The sequence below is a fragment of the Nitrosospira sp. Is2 genome (genome assembly GCF_033095785.1).
GTDB lineage: Bacteria > Pseudomonadota > Gammaproteobacteria > Burkholderiales > Nitrosomonadaceae > Nitrosospira.
The window spans coordinates 3,212,259-3,234,035 of the sequence record NZ_CP137134.1 but is presented as its reverse complement, the minus strand read 5'-3'; the positions used below and the strand labels follow the sequence as shown (position 1 = coordinate 3,234,035).

The following is a 21,777-nucleotide window of genomic DNA, read 5'->3' as shown; positions in this document are numbered from 1 at the left end:
CATCAGTTCAATGCCGCGAAAAGAAACGGGTTTTTTACCCTTTTCCGCAATCAGCTCACCGCTGCTCGATGTTATCTTGCATGCCTCCCAAAAAATAATAGATAAGAGCGCATGGAAATATCGAAAATCGATTCGATGCTTGCCCAGTTGAGAACAGGCGCGGCCCTCGCCGCGGGCAAAGCGCCCGGCACCTCGACAGGCCTGCAGGAAAATCAGGGTGAAGCTGGGGTCGATTTCAGCGCAGTCCTCAAACGGTCGCTGGATCAGGTGAATAATGCGCAGCAGCATGCCGCCAGGCTTGGACGCGAATTTGAGCTGGGCGCGCCGGAGGCCAACCTGACCGATGCGATGATTTCACTGCAAAAGGCCTCGATATCTTTTCAATATACTGTGCAGGTGCGTAATAAACTGGTCACGGCGTATCAGGACATCATGAATATGCCGGTCTGACCGGCAACTGGCATCATCCCTCTTCCTCTTGGTATAGGTATGGACCACGCCGACCTCGCGTCCTGCTGAAGCGAAACCTCTTTTCCTCATACATCCCGGCAGAATGCCAGTGGCGAAATCTCCGTAAACATTGAGGTCACTCAGGTAGCGGGAAGATGGGCGGAACGGGCAAACCCCGATTAGAGCCGCGGATAGAATGGAATGCCGGCCCGCTGATCGTGTGGGGAAAGCAGCGTATCCCCGCTGGTTTCCATTTTATACAACCATGCGAGCAATTCCGCGATCGCCTGGTAGAGTTGCGGCGGAATATGCTGATCGAGATCCACTTGCATCAACAGGGATACGAGTTCCGGCGATTGGTGCACGTAAACACCATGGCTTCGCGCCTCGCTGATGATGGTTTCCGCAATCAGCCCGCGTCCCTTGGCGACCACTTGCGGGGCGGACTCGCCGGTGCGGTAGGCCAGCGCGACGGCAATTTCAGGCGGATGGTGTTTTGTCATCCACGTCGACTCCCATGCTTACGAGTCTGAGGCCGGCGGATTCCAGCCCGTGCATCAGCGGCACGGCCCCAGTTCGCATGATTGATGCAGTTCCCGGCTCTTTCACGGTAAGCTGCACGTCTACTCCGCCTGAATCCAGTCGCAAGCTGGCTGTGATGGGTCCCAGGTTCGGCAGGGACAGGTTCAGCCGGGTTTTCCAGACAGGACCGGAACCCGGATCGCGTTCGCCCGATTCTCCCGGCTTTTCCTCGACTGCCTCCCACGCGAGGCGCTGGCCTGGCCATAACTCCCCTTGCCAGCCGATATGACGGGTCTCGAAAACTTCCAGCTGCTGGCGTACCAAAGCCACGGCCTCCGGGTGAACACCCGGTAGACGCACGGAATCCTTCTGGCTGGCGGAAGGATCGCGCGCTTCCACCGATAACGGCGACCCGTTGCTGGCGAAGGGCAGCTCAGGCAGAGGGGCAAGCCGTGCCTGAGGCTCAAGCATCAATTCCGCCAGCGGCCTTTTCCCCGTGATCCATTGCGCCTGGTGTGATTCGTAGAAGAGGCCGCTGCGTGCCATAGCGCGCGCCAGCCCTTGCGCCAGTTGCAATAGCTGGGCCGCATCGCTAGGTGGAGCTGCCAGCAGCGGAACGGTGCTCGACAAAGCGGTTGAACTGCCTGGAAGCGGCGGGTGTTGCATCAGATCGTGGATGAAGCGGCCGGTCCCGCTTAACGACGCTGAATTACCCGCGGGTTGCGGAACGTCGGGCGCCAGCATGAAAGCCGGCCGCGGCTCGCGAGAAACAAAGATCAGGTTGATCATGTCGCCGGGGCGAAAACCGGCGGGAAGTTTCACCTGCACCTCGTGCCCATCCCTTCCAGCAAAAGCGCCCAGCATCACCACAAATTCGCCATTGGGCAGAAGGTTCTGTACCGTTGCCCGCAACCGATGACCCGGCGTCAGTTCTGCAAAAAAAGCCTCGCCGGCATCCCGGTGGACCAACGCCTTGCCAGGCTGGATTGCAGTAATCGCGTTTAGCGCGGTCGGCGCAGATGTATCCAATTCTCTGGATCTCTTGTCTTTTATGTGCTGCCTGGCCTCGGTCAACGTGGGCCTGAGGCAGGCGGATTTCTCGAAGGGGAGACTTCCTGCCGGCGGTTATCGATCTAATGAAAGATGATCGGTCGCGCCTCTTCCCCATCCCGGGGAGTGCCGCGATTCCGTTACATCGCTGCTGCAAAGCGAGGGAGCTAGACGCTACCCAACGTGCCGGGGTCGTACGCCTGGCGCAAACGGCGGGTCATTCCCGCGCTGCCGAGGAACGTTTGCACTTTTTTCATCCAGGGCTCCGTATGTCTCCGTATCTCGGCATCGTCAGCCAGTATCTTCTGAATCAACTCGACCTTCTGGCGTTGCATTTCGGGCGAAAGTTGAATGGGGGGCGCCGCTTTCAACGTTGCCACCACGGCGGCGCAGCGGCGTTCCAGCGCGGCCAGTCTGTCCCATTCACCGGCCCGTGCGGCTTCAGTCATCTCTCCGGTAAAGGTCGAAATAGATTCGAACGCGGCAATGGCTTGCAGGCTGGTCATGATCGTCATGCCTTTGCACCTTTCGAGCCCGCGGGCTCGGGAACCGGACCTGCGGCAACCGATGCCTGCTCACCCCCATTAGATGTGCCGATGGCTGCCCATGCATCATTCAATTCGGCTAGCAGACGGGCGACTTCCTCCACGTATTCTGGCTTGTTATGGAGATTGGCAAGCAGCAGGCGGCGACTCATGTAGTCATAGAGCGCATTTAAATGCTGCGCCAGCTCGCCTCCGGCGTCGATATCCAGACTCGCCTGTAAACCCGACGTGATTATGGATATGGCCTTGGAAATGGACTCTCCCTTGGCAACGGTTTCTCCGCTTCTCATATGGACAAGAGCGGAAGACAGCGCGATGCGGGCCCCCTCGAACAGCATGAGGATAAGCCTGTGGGGGGAAGCGGCGATTACACCGGTCTCAAGACCAACGCGGGCATAAGCGTTGATGCCCTGACGGGATGCTGTATACATACGGTGACTCCTTGATTAGTTCTGGTTGAGACTCGGCAGAGCGGCCAGTTGCTGCTGGAGAAACTGGCTGGTCTGGCTCAAGCTGCTAAGCATGGTGTCCAGCGCGGTGAACTGCGCGCGGTAACGCGCCTCGACCATGCTCAGGCGGCTGTTAAAATTGTCCTGGCGGCGGTCGATGTCCTTGATACTGGCGTTGAGCCCATCGACCCGGCTGGCGATAACGCCATCCGTGGCAAGTAAATCGCCTGCGAGCGTGCTTAAGCGTTCCGCATAGCCGCGGGAGAACTCAACTGTCCCGCGGGCGCCGAGCGCACCGCCGTTGACTGTCAGGCGAAGACCTTCCGTGACTGCCCCAGCCGCAGCCGCGAGAACCTGTCCGGTTCCCGTGGCAGCTACGCCATTGATGGAACCTGCCACGTCAAGCCCCGGGGCGGCTATCGGACTACCCCCAAACAAATTGGCTGAGCCATTCCCGCCTGCGAGCGTAATGCCCGATGCGGAACCGTAGCGGGCCGAAGTAATACTGAGTACGCCGGCAGCCTGGGAAACCGCGACCGAAACCCCCTCTGCCGCAAGGCCAGCCGAGCCAATCAGCTTGCTTTGCACCTCCGCCGCAAGCGCATCCGCGGAGGGGTAGGTCCCGGCCGCCAGGGTAATACTGGCCGCTACTCCATCAATGTTGGCATTCAACTGATCGTTGACACCGGCGGTGATCGTCAGCCCCGCCGCCTGGCTTCCGGTAAGACTGGCTCGCGTTGCCAGCTGTGTAACTGCAACGGCATAATTTCCGGCTGCTGTCTTGTCGGTGGCACCGTTATACGTGATCAGGCTATCCGAGGATTTCGCGCCCATCGTGAACAACCCCGCGATACCGTCGAAACCGGAATCCAGAGCCTTTTGCAGCTTGGTCGCATCGAGCGCCAGCGTGCCATCCTTCTGGAAAGCGACGCCGATATCCGAGAGCGAGGTGAAGTTGCCCGCGGTGCCTACCTCTGCCGTCAACGCGGCGCGTATCCCGCGTTGAATCGACATCGCCGCGGAATCGCCCTGCAAAATCGCACCCTTCTTGGACGTTGAGTTATACGCACTGAGATCCGATAGTGCCTGGTACACGGTATTCACCGCCTTGACGAACGCCTCCACCGTTCCCTTCACACCTGCAGTATCACGGCCCACCGTCAATGCGGTCGGGCTGCCGATATTGCTTTTGAGCAGATTGAGCGTCAGGCCTTCGATCGCATCATTAATAGTGTTGGATGGCTTGGCAATATCGATCCCATCAATTCGGAGCTTGGCGTCCTGCGCGGCCTGCACCTGGGTCAGGTTTTTGCCCGCACCTGCGCCGGCAGCCGGATCGTACGCAAGCTGCGACAGGCCGGCTGCATCGCCATTACTGCCGTCATCATCTGCGACGGTTATCTTCAGGCTGCTCGCTTCTCCACTATCCTTGGATGTCAGTACCAGTTTATTGCTGGTGCCATCGTTGATGATCGTTGCGCTGACGCCGATATTGGCTCCATTGATAGCGTCGCGTACGCCGGAAAGCGTATTGTTGGAGGGATCGATGACGATCGTCTGTGCCGGCTTTGCGCTGTTCAGGGTAAAAGCGTTCAGGCCGCTATCGTAATCCCCATACTGGATAGTCAGCGTGCCGCTGCCAACTGCGCTCAAGGGACTGGCAAACCCTTCCGAGCGGATTTTTTGCTGTTGCGCGAGCTGCTGCACTTCAACGGCGTAGCTGCCGGCGCCCGCCTTCCCACCGCCATTAGCCGTCGCAGTCAGAATCGACGTATCGGCGGCACCTGCGGTAATCGACTGAAATTTGCCGGCGTCGGCGAACCCTTGCATCGAGGTCTGAAAGGCGGATAAAGCGCCTTTCAGTGTGCCGAAAGCCGAAAGCTTCGCCTGGTAATCTGCTTCACGCCGTTGCAGGAGAGCGAGCGGCTGGCGTTCAACTGCCATCAGCTGAGTTACTATTCCGTTCACATCCAGATTCGAGCCTGCGCCGGCTGCGGTGATCGCCATTGTCTGTCTCCCGTCCCGTAATTCATTTACTTCCTGCCAAGCGCAGAACCGGATCAGGCACTGCGCTCACTGCGAAACTGCCTTTGAAGAAGTTCCACGCCGATTCGGCGGAGGAACTTCTTCAAAGGCCTACGCCTTCGTATGTAAAAGCAACCCTTGAAACTTGTCGAGCGCTTTGGCGAGGGCGAGCATCTCCTCCATGGGAATCTGCCTCACCACTTCCTGGGTTGCGCTATCTATGATCTTGACCACCACCCTGCCACTGTCCGAATCCAGGCTGAATTCCATCGAATTTGCTTCCGCCCGCGCGACACCCGGTGTCGCGGCTGCGGCCGCGGCAGCCGCCACTAACGGCTCCTCCCGGTTTTGCGCTTGCTCTGGTTGCCGGGCCGGGCCGGCACTTACCGTTGCGGTTGAGGCGGGCTTTACCCCCATGACCGCTAGGTTTACCGCTGCGAGCTGTTCGATTCCCATTGCGGATTTCCTTGACCAAGTACGGCGGGAACCCGAAGCACGCTTCGGATTCCCATCCCTTCAATTTAAAGCCGTCAGCCGAAGCCGGCGTACCCCCGTTCCCTTAGCCGCGTAGCAGCGATAACACGCTTTGCGGAAGCGCATTGGCTTGGGCCAGCATTGCCGTTCCGGCCTGTTGTAGCACCTGGTTGCGGGACAGCGCTGCGGTTTCAGCAGCAAAATCAGCATCGACGATGCGGCTGCGGGAAGAAGTCAAATTCTCGGCCGTCGTTTGCAGGTTCGAAATTGCCGAGGAGAAGCGGTTTTGATATGCGCCCAGATCGGCGCGAGCGGCATTCAATGCGCTCATCGCAGAATCCATTGAAGCGATGGCTACATCCGCGCCCCACTTGGAGCTGATGTCCACGCCTGCAAAACCAACGACGGTAGCTGTCGTTGCCGTGGTAGTGGCAGCGGTCAATCCGGTGATCGCGGTACTGGCGGTAGCACCGGCGAAAGCGACCACAGTATTGGTGCCTGAAATATTGGTCAAAGACACGGCACCGGTAGTTGCATTCGCTGTCGCTGTTACGCCCGTCGTATTCGAAACCGTGTTGATGGCCGCTGCAATGTTGGCGCCCTGAGTGAGAGCGTTGCTACCGGCTGCCACGGCACCGACGCTGGTGCCATTGATCGTCAGGTCGCCGGCAGTGATCGCGGTGAACGCGGTGGCTGCGACACCTGCAACATTTGCGGTCGTGCTGGTAGTCGAACCCATGGAAGTGCTCTGCGCGTCGACCAGGCTGGTGATGTCGATCGTCTCGCCCACATTCGCGCCGACCTGAAATGACTGGTTGGTGAACGTGCCGTCGAGCAACTTGATGCCGTTGAACGCGGTAGTAGACGCAACCCGGTCAATTTCCGATTTGAGCTGCTGTACTTCATTGTTAAGCGCGGTACGGTCGCTGGCGCTGTTGCTTGCGTTACGTGATTGCACGGCCAGTTCGCGGATACGCTGAAGGTTATTGCCAACTTCTCCCAGGGCGCCCTCGGCAGTTTGCGACATCGATATGCCATCGTTGGCATTTCGCACCGCCTGGTTGAGACCGCGGATCTGGGAAGTCATCCGCTCGGAAATTGCCAGGCCGGCGGCGTCGTCCTTGGCGCTGTTGATGCGCAAACCCGAAGACAGGCGCTGCAAGGTGGTCGCGAGGGAATTCTGCGAACTGTTAAGATTGCGTTGCGCGTTCAATGAAATGACATTGGTATTGATGATTGCAGCCATTTGAGGATCTCCTTGACTAATGTTTTATTGGGTTAAACCGTCTGGATTCAACTTTGGTCCGCCCCATTTGTCGAGGCTGATCAACCGCTGTTGAACCTAATAACGGTGCCGTGGTAAACAAATTTAATAGTTAGTCAAGTTTTTTTGGCAATACCCGCCCTCCCCCAGGTTGGTTGCAGGGAGAGGGAATTGGACGACGAACCGGGTGTTGTGACTGCGGGTACAAGGATAGTCTCCGGGAAGGAGGCGCAATGCGAGGATTAACGTTCAATGTCCGGCCCTAATCTTCATATTGACGCCTTCCGAAAGGAAGAAAATAGGCGCCATTGCCGGGAAAAAAGATAGTTTGCTATTTTGTTAAAATCGGGAAAGTTCGATGAGGTCCGTTTCCATCCGCCATATTCAGCACCTCCTTATCTGCTCCTTTCAGGGGTTATAACGGAAAGGCGATAGTCCCCGCCTTCCCGTCGCCGGAATTCATTCCCGAGACTCAAATTAATACCAGCAACCGTAAGCTGCCCTTCTACTACGCTCCCTCCCGCGCGGCAATAGCCGCCCTCACCTTTTGCGTTTTCTTGTCAATCACGATTGCAAGCTGGTCGGTTGTAAAAAGCTTGCAGGAGCAAAACGCACATTATCAATTTGATGCGGCGTTGGCCGAAGCTGTGGGCCAGGTCAAGCATTATTTTGCGGGATATGAACAGGTGTTGAAGGGAGGCGTTGGGCTTATGCTTGCTTCGGATTCCGTCACGCGCAATGAATGGCGCATATATGTCGAGTCGTTAAGACTTGATGAAAGTTACCCCGGTATCCACGGCGTTGGTTTCTCTCAATATATACGCCCAGCCGAAATGGCGAAACACATCGCCTCACTACGTGCAGACGGGTTTCCCGCTTACAAAATCTGGCCCGACATCCCCCGGGCACCCCGGGACGATTACACCGCGATCGTCTACATCGAACCGTTTAACGCAACAAACCGGCGCGCCCTGGGTTATGACATGTTCTCAAACCCGGTGCGGCGAGCGGCCATGTCTCGCGCGCGAGACTCTGGAGCCGCCGCTCTGTCAGGCAAGGTCAAGCTTGTCCAGGAAACCAGCGAGGATGTCCAGGCGGGTATTCTTATGTATATCCCGTACTACGGCCCAGGAGGGATCCCGGAAACACTTGATCGACGACGCTCATCCCTTGTTGGATACGTGTATGCGCCGTTTCGTATGGACGACTTTATAAACGCTGTCCTTCGCACGAAATTGGACGACCTTGGCTTCAAAATCTTTGATGGCGCCTCAACTACCCCGGATGCCTTGCTTTTCGACAGCGGCAAGCACCGGCTTGAGCATTCGTCGTTCCCTCAATACACGAGGACAGTCCCGGTATCTTTATACGGTCAAATATGGACCATTGAGGCCAGCTCCCGTCCGGGCTTCGAACAATCGGTAAGCAGTTCCGAATCCGAATTCATACTGTTTGGCGGAATTCTGGTCAGCATTCTAACGGCCGTGGTTGTCTTCATGCTTTCCTCCAATAAGGAAAAAACGACGGCCCTCGCCAGGACAAATGTAGAGCTGGCGTCTGCAATTAACGAACAGCAGGCCGCCGTAAAAGATCTTTCCATTGCAACGCTTCGGACTCAACGCATACTGGAAAGCATTACTGACGCTTTTTATACGCTCGACCGGGAATGGCGTTTTACCTACCTGAACAATGAAGCGCAAAGGCTGCTGCGCCTGTCGTCCGATGAGCTTCTCGGGAAGAACATTTGGAAAGAATTCCCGCAAGCGATTGCCGGCCCTTTTTATCGCGAATTTCATCGGGCCCTGATCGAAAACTGTACGGTGAGCTTCGAGGAGTTCTACGCACCGCTCGATGGATGGTTCGAAGTTCGCGCCTATCCCTCCGTGGAGGGTCTCGCGGTTTATTTCCGCGACGTTACCGAAAGGAAACGAGCTGAAAAGATGCGCCGCGAAGCTGATAAGCACATTCGCCAGCAGGCCTCATTGCTCGATAAGGCCAATGACGCCATCATCGTTCGGGGTGTCGACCACCGCATCCAGTTCTGGAACCAGGGCGCCCAGCGGCTTTATGGGTGGACCTCGGACGAGGTGATCGGTCGCTCCGTCGAGGAGGTCATATATGACGATCCCATTCCCTTCAGGGAAGCGTTCCAGCAGGTACTGCGTGACGGGGAGTGGAATGGGGAAATAGTGCAACGCCACAAGGATGGAAGTCCCTTAACCGCAGAGGTGCATTGGACGTTGGTGCGAGACGATGAGGAGGGGCCTCAGCGCATTCTTTCGATCAATACCGACATTTCGGCGCGCAAGATGGCGGAAAAGGAGATTCACCATCTCGCGTTCTACGACTCCTTGACCGGCCTGCCGAACAGGCAGCTCCTGCTGGACCGGCTCAAGCAGGCGCTGGCGATCAGCGGGCGCAAGCACCAGACTGGTGCGCTGCTGTTTATCGATCTGGATAATTTCAAGTTACTCAACGATACCCTCGGTCATGACGTCGGTGATCTGTTGCTGCAGCAGGTTGCGCCTCGTCTTATTTCTTGTGTGCGCGACAGCGACACGGTGGCCCGCCTGGGAGGAGATGAGTTCATTATTATACTGGTGGGTGGGTTTAGCCCCCAACCGGAGGAAGCCGTTGCGCAGATACGCGCAATCTGCGACAGAATTGTTGCGGCTTTCCGGAAACCTTTTACTTTACGAGGTCATAACCATAACACCACCCCGAGCATCGGTATTGCAGTCTTCAATGATCAATCGGCCGCAATGGATGAGCTGCTTAAGCAGGCCGACCTCGCGATGTATCAAGCCAAGGCGGCGGGGCGTAATTCTGCATGCCTCTTTACGCCGGATATGCAGTCGGCGATCAATGACCGCGTTGTTCTGGAATCAGACCTGCACAAAAGCTGGGAGCGGAATGAGTTCGTTCTTCACTTTCAGCCCCAGGTAAAAGGGCGTCGTGTGGTGGGTGCCGAAGCGTTGGTGCGCTGGCAGCACCCGCGGCGCGGTCTGATATCGCCAGCCGACTTTATTTCCCACGCCGAAGAAACGGGGCTGATTCTTCCCCTGGGTAGCTGGATACTGGACAGCGCATGCGCGCAGCTGGCGGCATGGGCGGGGGAACCGGAGATGGCGCAACTTGATCTCGCGGTGAACGTGAGCCCGCTCCAGTTCCGCCAGCCGGACTTTGTCCCCCAAATACTTGAGACGCTGGCGCGCACCGGCGCCAATCCCCGAAAACTTAAGCTCGAGCTTACCGAAAGCTTGCTGGTGCGCAATATTGAAGACACGATTGCAAAAATGACCGCACTGAAAGCCGTGGGCGTCGGTTTTGCATTGGACGACTTTGGCACCGGTTATTCCTCGCTTTACTATCTGAAACGCCTCCCATTGGACTGGGTAAAAATCGACCAATCCTTCGTTAGAGAACTGCTTACGAATCCTCATGACGCGACCATCGTTCGCGCCATCATCATTCTTGCGAAAAGCATGGGACTCAAGGTGATTGCCGAAGGAGTGGAAACGGAGGCACAGAGGAATTATCTCGCACGGCACGGCTGCAGCATGTACCAGGGGTTCCTGGCAAGCCCGCCGCTGCCCTCAGCTCAGTTCACGGAATTGATGCGGAAAAGATGATGACAATAATATAAGTACGACCAACCGCGCCGGCTTTCACAGTATAAAAACGGTTGTCCGGTTGTCCAGGCGCCGACTGAAATAAAATCCGGCCAGATCAAAAATTCAGGCCAGGCCGTTCTTGATAGCGTAGTGCGTGAGCTCCGCATTATTCTTGAGCTTCATTTTTTCGAGCACGCGGCTGCGGTAAACACTGACTGTCTTGACGGACAAACACATTTCCTCGGCAGCATCGGTAAGGCTCTTGCCCGAGGCGATCAGGCACAAAGTCTGGTATTCGCGGTCGGATAGCGTCTCGTGACGGGGACGCTCGGGATCGGCGCCGAAACTGTCCGCCATTGCCTCGGCCAGGCTTGGCGTCAGATATTTACGCCCCCAGGCGACCTGGTTGATCGCCGCCATCAATTCGCTGGGGGCGCTTTGCTTGGTGATATAGCCCGATGCGCCCGCCTTCAACGCCCGGATCGCGTATAACCCCTCATCGTGCATGCTGAGCATGAGCACCGGAATTTTTGGCCGCTCTTTCTTGATCTGTTTCAATACTTCGATGCCGTTCCGATCGGGCAACGATATGTCCAGTACCACTACGCCCCACTCGCCCTCGCGCAATTGCCTCATCGCTCCGGCGCCTGAGTCCGCTTCCGCGATCAGGTCGATTTTTCCGCTCTCCACCAGTATCTGTCTTAAACCCTGCCGCACGATGGCATGATCATCTACAATCAACACGTTCATGACTGCCGCCCTTTCATTCTGTAAAAGATGGCCTGGCCGCTGCCACCGCCGGGTCGCCTTGATGTGGTCGAAGCGGAATCGACAGGCGAACGATGGTGCCTTGCCCCGTCGTGCCTATCTCCCGCCTGCGGTTGACGGTCAGCTTCCCACCCAGGAAACTCGCCCGTTCGACCATGCCGCGAATACCGAATGAATTGAGCTTCGCGAGATCGGCGGGCATGATGCCGAAACCGTTATCCCTTACCTCCAGTTCCAGCCACTCCTGAGCCTGAGCCGCGATGGTGTCCAACCGCACCCAGACGCGCGAGGCCTGCGCATGCTTGGTGATATTGGTGAGCGATTCCTGAAAAATCCGGAATACGGCTACCGCCGCATCCGGCTCCACGTCGATATCCTGCCTCGCGCAGGACACCTCGCACGGGATGCCCAGCCGCTTGGAAAATTCTCCCGCCTCCCACTCGATCGCTGCGACGATCCCGAAATCCATGATGCCCGGACGCAGATCGCGCGAGATACGCTGTATGGACTGCATGGTGCGGTCCACCATTTGCGAGACGGTATGAACTTTAGCCAGCAAAGCGGGATTTTCCTTGATCTCGTTGAAGTTGCCGTCACCCACCCGGCGCGCGATCCAGTCGAGGTCAATCTTGATTGCGGTCAGGTTGCCGCCCAGATCATCGTGAATTTCACGGGCGATGCGAATACGCTCATGTTCCCGGGCCGCCATGATGTGGGACGAAACTTCCTTCAGACGTTCGTGGGATTCCTCCAGCTCGATCTCCCTGCGCCTGCTCTGGGTTACATTGATTATTATTCCCTCCCAGATGACCCCGACACCCTCTTCCCGACGCGGGCTCGCCCGCAAGCTGACCCATTTGACGTCGTGATAGGACTTGATCCACAGGCGCCCTTCCCAGTTCCATGTGGTCAGACTCGCGGCTGAGTCCGCCCGGGATTGGCGCAAGCTGTCCTGGTCCTCGGGAAGTACGAGCGTCAAAAGCAGCGGCGGGTTTTCCTGCAGTTTTTCCACCGTCATGCCCAGCAGATTCACGCACTGGTCGCTGACAAAGGGTAGAGAGTGGTGTCCATCCTCGCCCAATACGTACTGGAACACCATTCCAGGCGCGTTCGACACGATGGATCGTGATCGCGTTTCCCCATCTGCCTGTCCGGACGTTTGCCCGTCCTTCTGCTGCGTTTCCTCGCTGTTTTCGGATGAAGCCAGATCTCTGGCGGCAATGGCAAGCAGCGGTTTGCCGGCACCTTGCCATAACGCCAGGCGCACCGCCACCCGCGAAACCGTTCCATCCTTGCGGCGAAAACACGCATCTCCCGTCACCTCCTGCCGCTCGTCCCGCTCCAAGGAAGTGAGCAGCGGCAGCAGGCTTTCCACGCTGAAGCCGGGAGCGTCACCGCGCGGCATGAGTTCGCGCAATTCAACCATTGAATATTGCAGATCGCGTTGGGCCGCCAAATTCGCGTATTCGCACCGGAACGTATCGGCATTGACCAGATACACCGCAGTGTAGGGGTTGGAAAAATCCGTTGTGGTCGTGCTCATGTTTCTATGCCAGGTGGGATAGCGGGCACCATGCCAGCGTTTGCATCACCGAAGGATGAGTCGGGCGAAGCGCAGTCCATCCACATTTTCATCGGTGACGGCGATCGGTACGCCTGGCACCTGCCCCACCTCCATGTTTTCAACAGGCGGCTACGCCGTGAACCATGATTTTACCCAACTCTCTCCATATAATATGAATTGTTCAGGTGAGGGTATCCTCATGTTTGCACGAAGCCCGACGCAGCCAGATTTCAGGATGGGCTGGTGATTTTGCGCAGCGCTTCGCCAATCACGGCCGAATCGCCCGGCCGGACCAGGCGGGCGATTTCCTTGCCATTTTTCATGAAGATCAGCGTCGGCCAGAGCGTCACCCGAAAGGAGCGGCCAAGCGGACGACCCTTCCCGTCTTCGATCTTGATGTGACGTAAGGACGGGTATTGAGAAAAAGCCGAGGCAATAAGGGGTTGGGCAGCACGGCAAAAACCGCACCAGGACGCGCCAAACTCTACCACAGCGGCACCGTCAAGGGCATTAACCTCGGCGCGCGATGGCTCGACAGCGGCATACGTGTTATTCATGCCCGGTATTATAATCCGCCTGCCGCATAATGCTACGGTCGGCTATACCGCCAGGCCTCAGCCGCAACCCGTGTTGCGTGCCGCTTGAACAATGCGTCCTGGACGATATTATGCTTCCCTATACGACGGCAATAAGCTGTTGCTCCATTCGAATGCTTCCAGTTGAAGCGCGTAGAGGCTCTCGCTCGGCAGATTCAATTCCAGGAGTAGAGGCGGCAGCAGTTGACTGGCTTCGCCCGGCTTTTCGACATATTCGGAAAGCTTGAGTAAATCGCCATAAAAACCTGTGCGATGCAATAGCGCTTCACGGACTTCCTTGCCCAGGATAATCTGTTCCAGGATGGTTGTCATGGGTTGGCTGAACAGGGTATCCAACAGCGACATCGTACCGACTGTGAAAGCGGTATCGGCAATACTTTTATTCGCAGGCTTGAGCTTCCGGGCGACCAGTTCAAGAAACTTGCCACGTGTCGTCGCGAGCAGCAGGAGGGGCGAGGCAGATGCGGGGTCCGTGTCAGGCCCCATGTAGAGCTGGATCTGCAGCCATTGCCGTAACTGACGCCGCCCCAGCACCAGCAGCGCCTCGCTGATCGAGTTGATATTCTTCGCGACACCCATTGCGGGGGTATTGACGAGCCTGAGCAAGGACAGGAATAGGGACGCCTCTTTCTTGATGCGGTGTTCGATGACCGCATTCTCGGCATCCCTGACCACGAGCGCCATTAATTGCAGGATCGCCGCCTGCGAAGAGGTAAGTTTTTTGCCCGAAAGGATAACTGGCTTGGCAAAGTAGTACCCCTGAAAATAGTCGAATCCGAGCTCCGCGCAATTCCTGAACTGTTCAATCGTCTCTACTTTTTCAGCCACCAGCAATTTGTTGGCTTCCTTGAACTGGCTGGTCAGCGTGCTCAGATCGGCCCGGGTCATGACCGAAGTATCAACCTTGACGAACTCGATCAGTGGAAGCAACGGCCGGATGTAATCCGAAAAGATAATCACGTCATCCAGCGCGAACTTGTACCCCGCCCCGACCATATCGGAGATCCTGCGGATAAGCTCGGCCGTTATCTTGATGGTCTGAGGGATTTCAAACACCACTTTTTCACAGGGCAGAAAGCTCACAATGTCGGACATCAGCGTGGCGTAATCGACGTTGAAGAAGCCGGCCGCGTTGCCCATCACGGATTTCATGCCGAGCTCCGAGGTATGCGCGATGATGGAGGCGGCCCCGCGCAAATCCTCAACTGCATTCCCGGGTCTGGTCCCGACCCGGCGGAATAACAGCTCATAGCCGACGAGATTCTGGTTACGGTCCAGAATCGGCTGACGTGCAAGGAAAAACTCCTTTACTTGAGGAACAAGGGAAACTTGTTGTATCGGATCGAAGATCATGCCAGTTCTCAATTCGGCCATTTCAAAGCAAACTCCGGTTTCGGTTAACGCCCGACCCCCGGAGAGAAAAAACGGAATCGGGCTTATATTGCGATTGGTTCAACAAAGTGGGCCCATTGTTGAGCTGGGCCATCTGGAGTTCTACTCCAGGAAAACATTCACGTGATTTCGTTCTTGCCCAAACCCGCCCAGATGCTTGAAGGACCGGGGATCATTACCGAAGATAGTCAAATAACGAAAGCCCCTGTACCCTGATGAATGCTTGCTGCGTCGCTTCCAGATAGGTCTTCTGCTGGGTGAGACTGCTGATCGCGGCGGGGTAATCGACGTCCCGCAGTTCCGCCAGTTGCTGCTTGTATTGTATGTTCAGGTCATCTCCGCCTTCATTGAGGGTATCAAGCTCCTTCATCCGGATGCCCACCGATGCATGGACCTTCAGTACATTGTCCAGCGCATTGGCGAGATTTTCCTGGGCCGCGCCGAGGCCACTGGCCAGTGCTGTCTTGTCGGCGGATGTTATCACCGGTTTTTCCAGGGTGTCGATCACATCGGAGAGCGACTTGAACACGCTTTGATGGCCGCCACCGGATGCGGGGATACGCTCGAATACCTCCTTCCCTGACTCGTTCACTGCAAGCTGGCGCGAGGCGCTCGCTTGTACCATGCGCAACCCCTCGTCGCCGAAGTACTGAACGCCGCTGCCCGTATCGTCAAAGGGTTTGGTCGAGCCCTGAAAGCCAGAAAAGAGATATTGTCCGCTTCCGTCCGTACGATTCGCGAGGCCCACCAGTTCATCCAGATTGCCCCGCAATTCCGTCGCAATAGCGATCCGCCCGCTATCATTAAGGGTACCGTTGCCCGCATATACGAGTTGTTGCTGCGCGTTCTGCAACACGTTGGTCACATCGCTCAGCGTTCCTTCCAGGATGGCAAAATTATTCGCGGCGTACTGCCGGTTGGAGGCATGCTGTGTATTGGCCGCGTCAGCCTGGGATACTTCCAGTGCACGTGCATAGGCCGTCGGGTCGTCGGATGGGGTGAGCATGCGCCGCCCGCTGCTTATCTGTTCCAGGGTCTTGACCTGTGCGGTCTGCTGACGGTTAAGCGCGGCAATGCCCAGCTCGTAGCTTGTGTTATTGCTGACACGCATGGTGGCTCCTCTTTTGGTACATGTGTTATTAAGATCAAATCGGCAGATGAAATCCGGGGGTGTATAACGCGGTTTGCGCCTGCTTTTTACCTCGTCACGTCGAGCAGGGCGTCGAACATCTGGTTGGCTGTCTGTATTACCCTGCTGGCTGCCTGGTAAGCCTGCTGGTAGCGCAACAGGTTGGCGGCCTCTTCGTCGAGATTGACACCCGATTCGGATTGCTGCACAGCCTTGGTCTGGCTCAGCAACGCTGCCTGGGACTCACTGGTCACTTCCAGTTCACGGGTTTTGTTCCCCACCAGGCTGACAAGCTGCCCATACGCTCCCTGGTAATTGGCGGTGCCGCCCGCCATCGTGTTACTGGTCTGCAGCGCCCCCAGCAGCAAGGCGTTCCGGTTATCGGCCGCTGCGTTGGTATTGGGTCCGATATTGAAAGTATCTCCCGCGCTGGGAGACCCTGTGATCTTTATCGTCCACCCATTGAAGCTGATCGAACCGCCGGGGGTGAATGTAACCCCCGTTGGACTGCCGGTTCCGACGCCATTCACGTCGAATGTGGTCGGGCTGGTAAAGGTCAGGGTGACCGGTTGCTGCAGATTGGGGTTGGGGGGCGGCGGGGCATCGACCGTTCCCGAGCTGATGCGCCCTGAGCCGCTATTGGCGAGGGGCGTTTCTGTTCGTATTGGCGCAGCGGCCGCGATCAGGCTGGTATCCTGGACCGCTACCCCGATCTGGGCGGCGCCATTTACCGTTGGACGGATAAGGAACTCATCCCCTGCCGCTATGGTGCCCGAGGTAAGGCTCAGGCGAACGCCATCCACCGTTTGAGGAAAGGTGGAAAAGGTCTGCGCAACGCCTTTCACTCCATTCGTAACAGAGGTAAGAATGTAATTAGCCCCATCAAAACGCAACTGGTAGTCTTTGGTGGCGAGGTCGCTGTAGCTCACCACTTCCGCAGCTACGACCCCGTTTCCGGTATTTACAGTAGAGGCGGATACCAATGGACTGGGGACCGTAAAAAAATCAGCGCCGGGGTTTCCCAGGGCATCCTGGCCCAACCTGTGCTGCTCATTGACAGTCCCGGCCATCACCATCGCAATCCGGCCCAGGCCATTGCGCACTGCGTCGATAGACTCATTTCGAAATTGAAGCAAGCCGCCCAGTTTGCCCCCGTCCAGATTCGATTCCTTGACGGGGACGGCATTTCCGCCCGACGCGTACGTTACTTCCAGACGGCGAGCGTCCAACGCGGAAGGCGCAACATCGAGCTGGACTGCGGTTGTGCCCGTCACCAGCGATTGGCCGCCGATGAAAACACTGTAGGTGCCATCCCCTTGTACGACAACCTTCGCGCGGATCTGATCGTTGAGCTGCGCCGCCAGTTCGTCCCGCTGGTCACGCAGATCGTTTGCCGGCTGGCCACCGACAATGCTTTCGGCCTGGCGTATGGTTCCATTCAGTTTAGCCACGCGTTCGGCCAAGGTATTGATGAGCGAAACACTGTCCTTGATTTGTGTATTCGTCCCATCCTGAATCTCATTCAACCGCCCATCCATGGACTGAAAACGCCTTACCAGGATCTCGGAATTGGATAGCATGGATTGCCGTGCCGCCACTTCGGCCGGGTTTGTGGCGACGGACTGCACGCTGCCGAAAAAATCCTGTAGCGCGGGGGACAGACCGAGACTGCCACCTGAGTCGGCCAACAGACTGTCGATCTGCTTCATTTGCGAGAAATAGGTGTCGAGCTGGCTGGACTCTGTCCTCGCCTGCGCCACCTGGCGGGTCAGGAATTCGTTATACGAGCGTTTTACCGTGTCGACCTGCACGCCTTGACCGATAAACCCGCTGCTTGTGGGTTGTGCCTGATTGGTTGACTGAACCGTTTGCTGGCGCGTATAGCCCGGCGTTGCGGCATTGCCGACATTATGGCCGGCCACGAGAAGTCCCTGCTGAGCCGCTTGCAACGCACTCAGGCCAATGCCGAAAATACTGTTACCCATCGTTTCCGCCCCTGATAATATCCTTATCTGTATTAACGGTGCCGGACTGTGAAATCCTTAATTCGCGCGGCATTTACCGCATCCCTGGACAATTCAATGCGAGGCGCATGAAGAGCTCGTTCCGAGGCTGCTATGATTGAGGCGTAGTTTTGATTGTCCGGCTCAATTTATCGGCATAATCCGGATCCGTGGCGTATCCGGCCTTTTGCAGGCCTTGCGAGAAGCCCGCCACGTCAATCCCGCGCGCGGCCTGCGCCAGCAGGTCGGCATACCGCGGGCTGCTGCGCAGCAGCTTGGCATAGTCCCGGAACGCGTCGGCGTATGAATCGTAGGCGCGGAATTGCTCGACTGTCTTGCGGGCCACGCCGTTGACATACTCTGTTGTTACCGCCTCCACTACCCGGCCGCTCCAGTTGCCACCGGCTTTAATTCCGAACAGGTTGTGGCTGGGCGCGCCATCCGGCGCGCGCAGCTCCCGTTTCCCCCATCCGCTCTCCAACGCCGCCTGCCCAAGCACGAAGCGCGCGGGAATACCCGTCGCCTGGCTGGCTTCCTGCGCGTATGCCATCAGCCTGTCGCTGAACTCGGCCACGTGCGACGGTTGCGTCCGGAATGATGATTGCGATTGCGGAAGCGGTCGGGATGGCGGTTGGGACAGAGGTTGGGATGGCAATTGAGATTCCGGCTGCGCTAGCGGCGGCTGGGCAGATACAGGCGGTGCTGGCTGCTCCCGCTCCCCCGGCTCGACGATTGCGGAATCGGGGCGCAGATTCGGCTGGCGTGGGGGCAGCATGGGCAACGCTACCGCCGCCGCTTCCGCCGCGCTGGCTGCCGAGCGTGCGGATATCGAATCCACTTGCTGCACCGCCTCGGGCGGCAACCCATCGCGCAGTTGCCGCATCATCATCTCCGCCAGACCGACGCCACGCGCCGCCATGCTCTGGGATAACTGCTGATCCAGCATCGACATGTACAGTCGGCTTTGGTCGCTATCCAACAGGCTATCCTTGGGTGTTGCCTCGCGCATGCTCTTGAGCATCATGCCCAGGAACAACGCCTCGAACTGCCGGGCAGCCGCTTCCAGTCCAGCCTGTCCGGTTTTATCGGCAGCCGCACGCAACCCATTGACAGCCTGCACATCGAGAGCGAACCTGGTGGAAAGATCAGCAGGCGCCACCATCAGATAACCTCCAGCTCCGCCCGTAACGCGCCGGCCGATTTCATCGCCTGCAAGATCGCAAGCAGATCTTGCGGTGTCGCTCCAATCGCATTCAGGGCTTTCACCACCTCAGATAGCGACGCTCCCTCGACCATGGTAAGCATGCCCGATTCCTGCCTGATCTCGATAGTCGAGCGTTGCGCTTGCACCGTTTGCCCGCTGGAAAATGGCCCCGGCTGGCTGATTACCGGTTCGGTGCTGATCACGACAGTCAGATTGCCGTGAGCGATCGCGCATTGTTCTACCGTTGCCGCCTGGTTCATGACCACGGAACCGGTACGGCTGTTGACAATAACTTTCGCGTGACCCGGCGCCGGACTGATATTAAGGCTTTCCATCTCCGCGAGGAATCCGACGCGCTGATCGCTGCCACTGGGCGTGCGTACCTGGACCGCCCGCCCATCCAGCGCGGCAGCAGTACCCTCCCCAAACTTCCCGTTGATCGCATCCACTACTCGGCGCGTCGTCGTAAAATCCGTCGTATTCAACTCGAGCCGGATGATATCCGCCTCGCCAAGCGCCACGGGCACCGCGCGCTCGACCGTGGCGCCGGCCGTAATGCGTCCCGCGCTCAGATGATTGACCTGGACCTGGCTTCCACTCGCCGCCGCGCCGAATCCCCCAACCAGCAGGTTACCCTGCGCCATCGCATAAACCTGCCCGTCAGCGCCCTTAAGGGGTGTCATGAGCAGCGTTCCGCCCCGGAGGCTACGGGCGTTGCCCATGCTCGATACTGTCACGTCAATCAACTGCCCCGGTTGCGCAAGCGGAGGAAGCACCGCCGTCACCATTACGCCGGCCACGTTTCTCAAGCGCATGTTGGTGCCGGGAGGCACGTTAATACCCATCTGATTCAGCATGTTGTTGAGCGTTTGGATAGTGAAGGGGGTCTGAACGGTTTGGTCGCCCGTGTTGTCCAGTCCCACCACAAGGCCGTACCCGACCAGCTGATTGCTGCGTACGCCTTGAATCGACGCCAGATCCTTGATGCGTTCGGCTTGTGCTGGTCCACCAGTCAGGCAGCACCCGGCCAACGCAATAACTAGCATACGGCTGAGCAGGTGCCGAACGGGGGCGGGAGATGATTCGGTTATCGGATTGCACGTCATTTTTGCGTTGCTTAGAATGGCGAGACCGTGAGGAAAAAGCGCGACAGCCAGCCCATCGTCTGCGCTTCGTCGATATAGCCGTTGGCCTTGTACTCGATGCGCGCATCGGCTACCTGTATTGATGAAACCGAATTATTGATAACCGTTTCCGGACGCACCACGCCAGAGAAACGGATGTATTCGGTACCCTGGGTCATGGCAAGCTGTTTTTCACCGCTTACCACCAGGTAATTATTCGGTAGCACATCGATGACCGTGACAGTGATCGTGCCACTGAAATTGTTGGTCGAAGCTGCCTCGCCTCCACCCGCAAAGTCACTGGCGGAAGACGCGCCCATGTCCAGTTTTTTGGTGATTGGAACGCCATAAACAATGGGTGGCATACCGATATTCATTTCGCCTTTCTTGTTGGCGCTGCTGTTGGAACGTTTGCTTGCGTTGGTTCGCTCGTTGAGAAGAATGACGAGCGTGTCCCCGATCTGGCGCGCACGCCGGTCTTCGAATAAGGGCTTGTAGTGAGGCCCCGGCTGAAAAATTGCGCCATCGTTGGGCAGGGGTCCGCGCTGGGCGGCGCGCGCCCACATCGGCTGCTGCACGATTGGTTTCGGGTCTGGGAGACTGCAGCCGCCCAGCAGGATAGTGACCGTCCCCAGCAGGAATTGGCTCGCCCGCTTCCCTGAAGATTTGGGAATCATCCCTTCCTCGTATCTTTCATATCCATTGCCGCACCAATCTGACGTCCCGCCCTGCTCATCTATATTTGCGTCAGGCGCTGCAGCATCTGGTCGGAGGTCTGCACCGATTTGCTGTTGATCTCGTAGGCGCGCTGGGTCTGGATCATGTTGACCAGTTCCTCCACCACGTTGACATTGGAGGTTTCCACATATCCCTGATTCAGCACACCGGCCCCGTCGGCGCCGGGATTAGTGATGTTTGGAGTGCCGCTGGAGGCTGTTTCTATGTAGAGGTTCTCGCCCACGCTCTGCAAGCCGGCGGGATTGATAAACGTGGCAAGTTGCACGGTGCCGACCTGAACCGGAACGGTGGACTCCGGCGTGGTAACGGAAACGGTTCCATCCCGGCCAATGGTAATGCTCTGCGAATTGGGCGGGATAGCGATAGCAGGCTGGATGAAGTAGCCGCTCGAGGTCACGAGCTGACCCTGAAAATCGGTCTGGAACGAGCCATCACGTGTATACGCCGTGGAGCCATCGGGGCGCAGTACCTGGAAAAATCCCTGGCCCTGGATCGCGACGTCTTTCGAGTTGCCTGTCTGTTGCAGATTGCCCTGAGTAAATATGCGCTCGGTTGTGACGGGCCGCACGCCCGTGCCCAGCTGTAATCCGGACGGCAATTGCGTCTGCTGGGAGGATTGCGCCCCCGGCTGGCGCAATGTCTGGTACAGCAGATCCTCGAAAACCGCGCGCGAGCGTTTGAATCCGTTCGTCCCCACATTCGCCAGATTGTTGGCGATAACATCCATTTGAGTCTGTTGCGCGTCCAGACCGGTTTTTGAAATCCAAAGCGAGCGAATCAAGCGAGTCTCCTGAGTTTGTTAATACAGCATCTGTCTGCAAAGATCAGCAAGGACCTTGCTGGAAATAATTAGCGCTCGCAATCAT

At 57.5% G+C, this 21,777-nt stretch carries 19 protein-coding genes; 2 read left to right on the top strand and 17 right to left on the bottom strand.

All coding sequences use genetic code 11. The features are described from left to right. The first annotated feature begins 111 nt into the window (after nucleotides 1–111). Nucleotides 112–450 (top strand): flagellar hook-basal body complex protein FliE, encoded by a 339-nt coding sequence (fliE, locus tag R5L00_RS14165; RefSeq protein WP_107693190.1) that lies wholly within the window; start codon nucleotides 112–114, stop codon nucleotides 448–450. A gap of 179 nt (nucleotides 451–629) precedes the next feature. Here fliE and R5L00_RS14160 read toward each other — a convergent pair whose 3' ends face one another. The 7 genes from R5L00_RS14160 to R5L00_RS14130 all read right to left on the bottom strand — a co-directional run bounded on the left by R5L00_RS14160 (nucleotide 630) and on the right by R5L00_RS14130 (nucleotide 6,761). Then, nucleotides 630–953, bottom strand: a complete 324-nt coding sequence (locus tag R5L00_RS14160; RefSeq protein WP_107693191.1) for an EscU/YscU/HrcU family type III secretion system export apparatus switch protein — start codon at nucleotides 951–953, stop codon at nucleotides 630–632. Continuing rightward, nucleotides 931–2,001 (bottom strand): flagellar hook-length control protein FliK, encoded by a 1,071-nt coding sequence (locus R5L00_RS14155; RefSeq protein ID WP_317652444.1) that lies wholly within the window; start codon nucleotides 1,999–2,001, stop codon nucleotides 931–933. Before R5L00_RS14155 ends, R5L00_RS14160 begins: the two co-directional genes overlap by 23 nt. A 188-nt stretch (nucleotides 2,002–2,189) precedes the next feature. Further along, nucleotides 2,190–2,537: a flagellar protein FliT gene (locus tag R5L00_RS14150; RefSeq protein ID WP_317652443.1), complete on the bottom strand. Its 348-nt coding sequence runs from the start codon at nucleotides 2,535–2,537 to the stop codon at nucleotides 2,190–2,192. After that, on the bottom strand, nucleotides 2,534–2,998 hold the full coding sequence (gene fliS / locus R5L00_RS14145; RefSeq protein WP_317652442.1) for a flagellar export chaperone FliS: 465 nt from the start codon (nucleotides 2,996–2,998) through the stop codon (nucleotides 2,534–2,536). The genes R5L00_RS14150 and fliS overlap by 4 nt, the downstream gene beginning before the upstream one ends. Nucleotides 2,999–3,013: 15 nt before the next feature. Next, nucleotides 3,014–5,023, bottom strand: a complete 2,010-nt coding sequence (gene fliD, locus R5L00_RS14140; RefSeq protein WP_317652441.1) for a flagellar filament capping protein FliD — start codon at nucleotides 5,021–5,023, stop codon at nucleotides 3,014–3,016. 129 nt (nucleotides 5,024–5,152) lie between these two features. Next, complete coding sequence (locus tag R5L00_RS14135; RefSeq protein WP_317652440.1) at nucleotides 5,153–5,497, bottom strand: flagellar protein FlaG; 345 nt, start codon at nucleotides 5,495–5,497, stop codon at nucleotides 5,153–5,155. A gap of 103 nt (nucleotides 5,498–5,600) precedes the next feature. Next, the gene (locus tag R5L00_RS14130; protein WP_317652439.1) at nucleotides 5,601–6,761 is read right to left on the bottom strand and encodes a flagellin; all 1,161 of its coding nucleotides are present in this window, start codon (nucleotides 6,759–6,761) and stop codon (nucleotides 5,601–5,603) included. 575 nt (nucleotides 6,762–7,336) lie between these two features. On the opposite strand from R5L00_RS14130, the gene R5L00_RS14125 reads away from it, so the two are divergent. Continuing rightward, a complete protein-coding gene (locus R5L00_RS14125) occupies nucleotides 7,337–10,411 on the top strand; it encodes an EAL domain-containing protein (protein WP_317652438.1) in 3,075 nt (1,024 codons plus the stop codon). A gap of 105 nt (nucleotides 10,412–10,516) precedes the next feature. On the opposite strand, the gene R5L00_RS14120 is transcribed toward R5L00_RS14125, so the two are convergent. The 10 genes from R5L00_RS14120 to flgG all read right to left on the bottom strand — a co-directional run bounded on the left by R5L00_RS14120 (nucleotide 10,517) and on the right by flgG (nucleotide 21,692). After that, on the bottom strand, nucleotides 10,517–11,143 hold the full coding sequence (locus tag R5L00_RS14120; protein WP_317652437.1) for a response regulator transcription factor: 627 nt from the start codon (nucleotides 11,141–11,143) through the stop codon (nucleotides 10,517–10,519). Nucleotides 11,144–11,156: 13 nt separating this feature from the next. After that, a complete protein-coding gene (locus R5L00_RS14115; protein WP_317652436.1) occupies nucleotides 11,157–12,704 on the bottom strand; it encodes a sensor histidine kinase in 1,548 nt (515 codons plus the stop codon). Between the two features lie 251 nt (nucleotides 12,705–12,955). Then, complete coding sequence (locus R5L00_RS14110; protein WP_317652435.1) at nucleotides 12,956–13,282, bottom strand: thioredoxin family protein; 327 nt, start codon at nucleotides 13,280–13,282, stop codon at nucleotides 12,956–12,958. A 108-nt stretch (nucleotides 13,283–13,390) separates the two neighbouring features. Beyond that, nucleotides 13,391–14,695: an EAL and HDOD domain-containing protein gene (locus R5L00_RS14105; RefSeq protein ID WP_317652434.1), complete on the bottom strand. Its 1,305-nt coding sequence runs from the start codon at nucleotides 14,693–14,695 to the stop codon at nucleotides 13,391–13,393. Between the two features lie 193 nt (nucleotides 14,696–14,888). Next, the gene (gene flgL / locus R5L00_RS14100) at nucleotides 14,889–15,824 is read right to left on the bottom strand and encodes a flagellar hook-associated protein FlgL (RefSeq protein WP_317652433.1); all 936 of its coding nucleotides are present in this window, start codon (nucleotides 15,822–15,824) and stop codon (nucleotides 14,889–14,891) included. Nucleotides 15,825–15,910: 86 nt separating this feature from the next. Further along, complete coding sequence (flgK, locus tag R5L00_RS14095) at nucleotides 15,911–17,827, bottom strand: flagellar hook-associated protein FlgK (RefSeq protein WP_317652432.1); 1,917 nt, start codon at nucleotides 17,825–17,827, stop codon at nucleotides 15,911–15,913. Between the two features lie 130 nt (nucleotides 17,828–17,957). Beyond that, entirely contained in the window at nucleotides 17,958–19,007 is a 1,050-nt protein-coding gene (gene flgJ / locus R5L00_RS14090; RefSeq protein WP_317652431.1) for a flagellar assembly peptidoglycan hydrolase FlgJ, read from the bottom strand. Continuing rightward, nucleotides 19,007–20,095, bottom strand: coding sequence for a flagellar basal body P-ring protein FlgI (locus R5L00_RS14085; RefSeq protein ID WP_107693492.1), 1,089 nt, complete (start codon nucleotides 20,093–20,095; stop codon nucleotides 19,007–19,009). The genes flgJ and R5L00_RS14085 overlap by 1 nt, the downstream gene beginning before the upstream one ends. A gap of 71 nt (nucleotides 20,096–20,166) precedes the next feature. After that, complete coding sequence (locus R5L00_RS14080) at nucleotides 20,167–20,850, bottom strand: flagellar basal body L-ring protein FlgH (RefSeq protein ID WP_317652430.1); 684 nt, start codon at nucleotides 20,848–20,850, stop codon at nucleotides 20,167–20,169. Between the two features lie 59 nt (nucleotides 20,851–20,909). Beyond that, complete coding sequence (gene flgG, locus R5L00_RS14075; RefSeq protein WP_107693206.1) at nucleotides 20,910–21,692, bottom strand: flagellar basal-body rod protein FlgG; 783 nt, start codon at nucleotides 21,690–21,692, stop codon at nucleotides 20,910–20,912. Nucleotides 21,693–21,777: the final 85 nt, after the last annotated feature.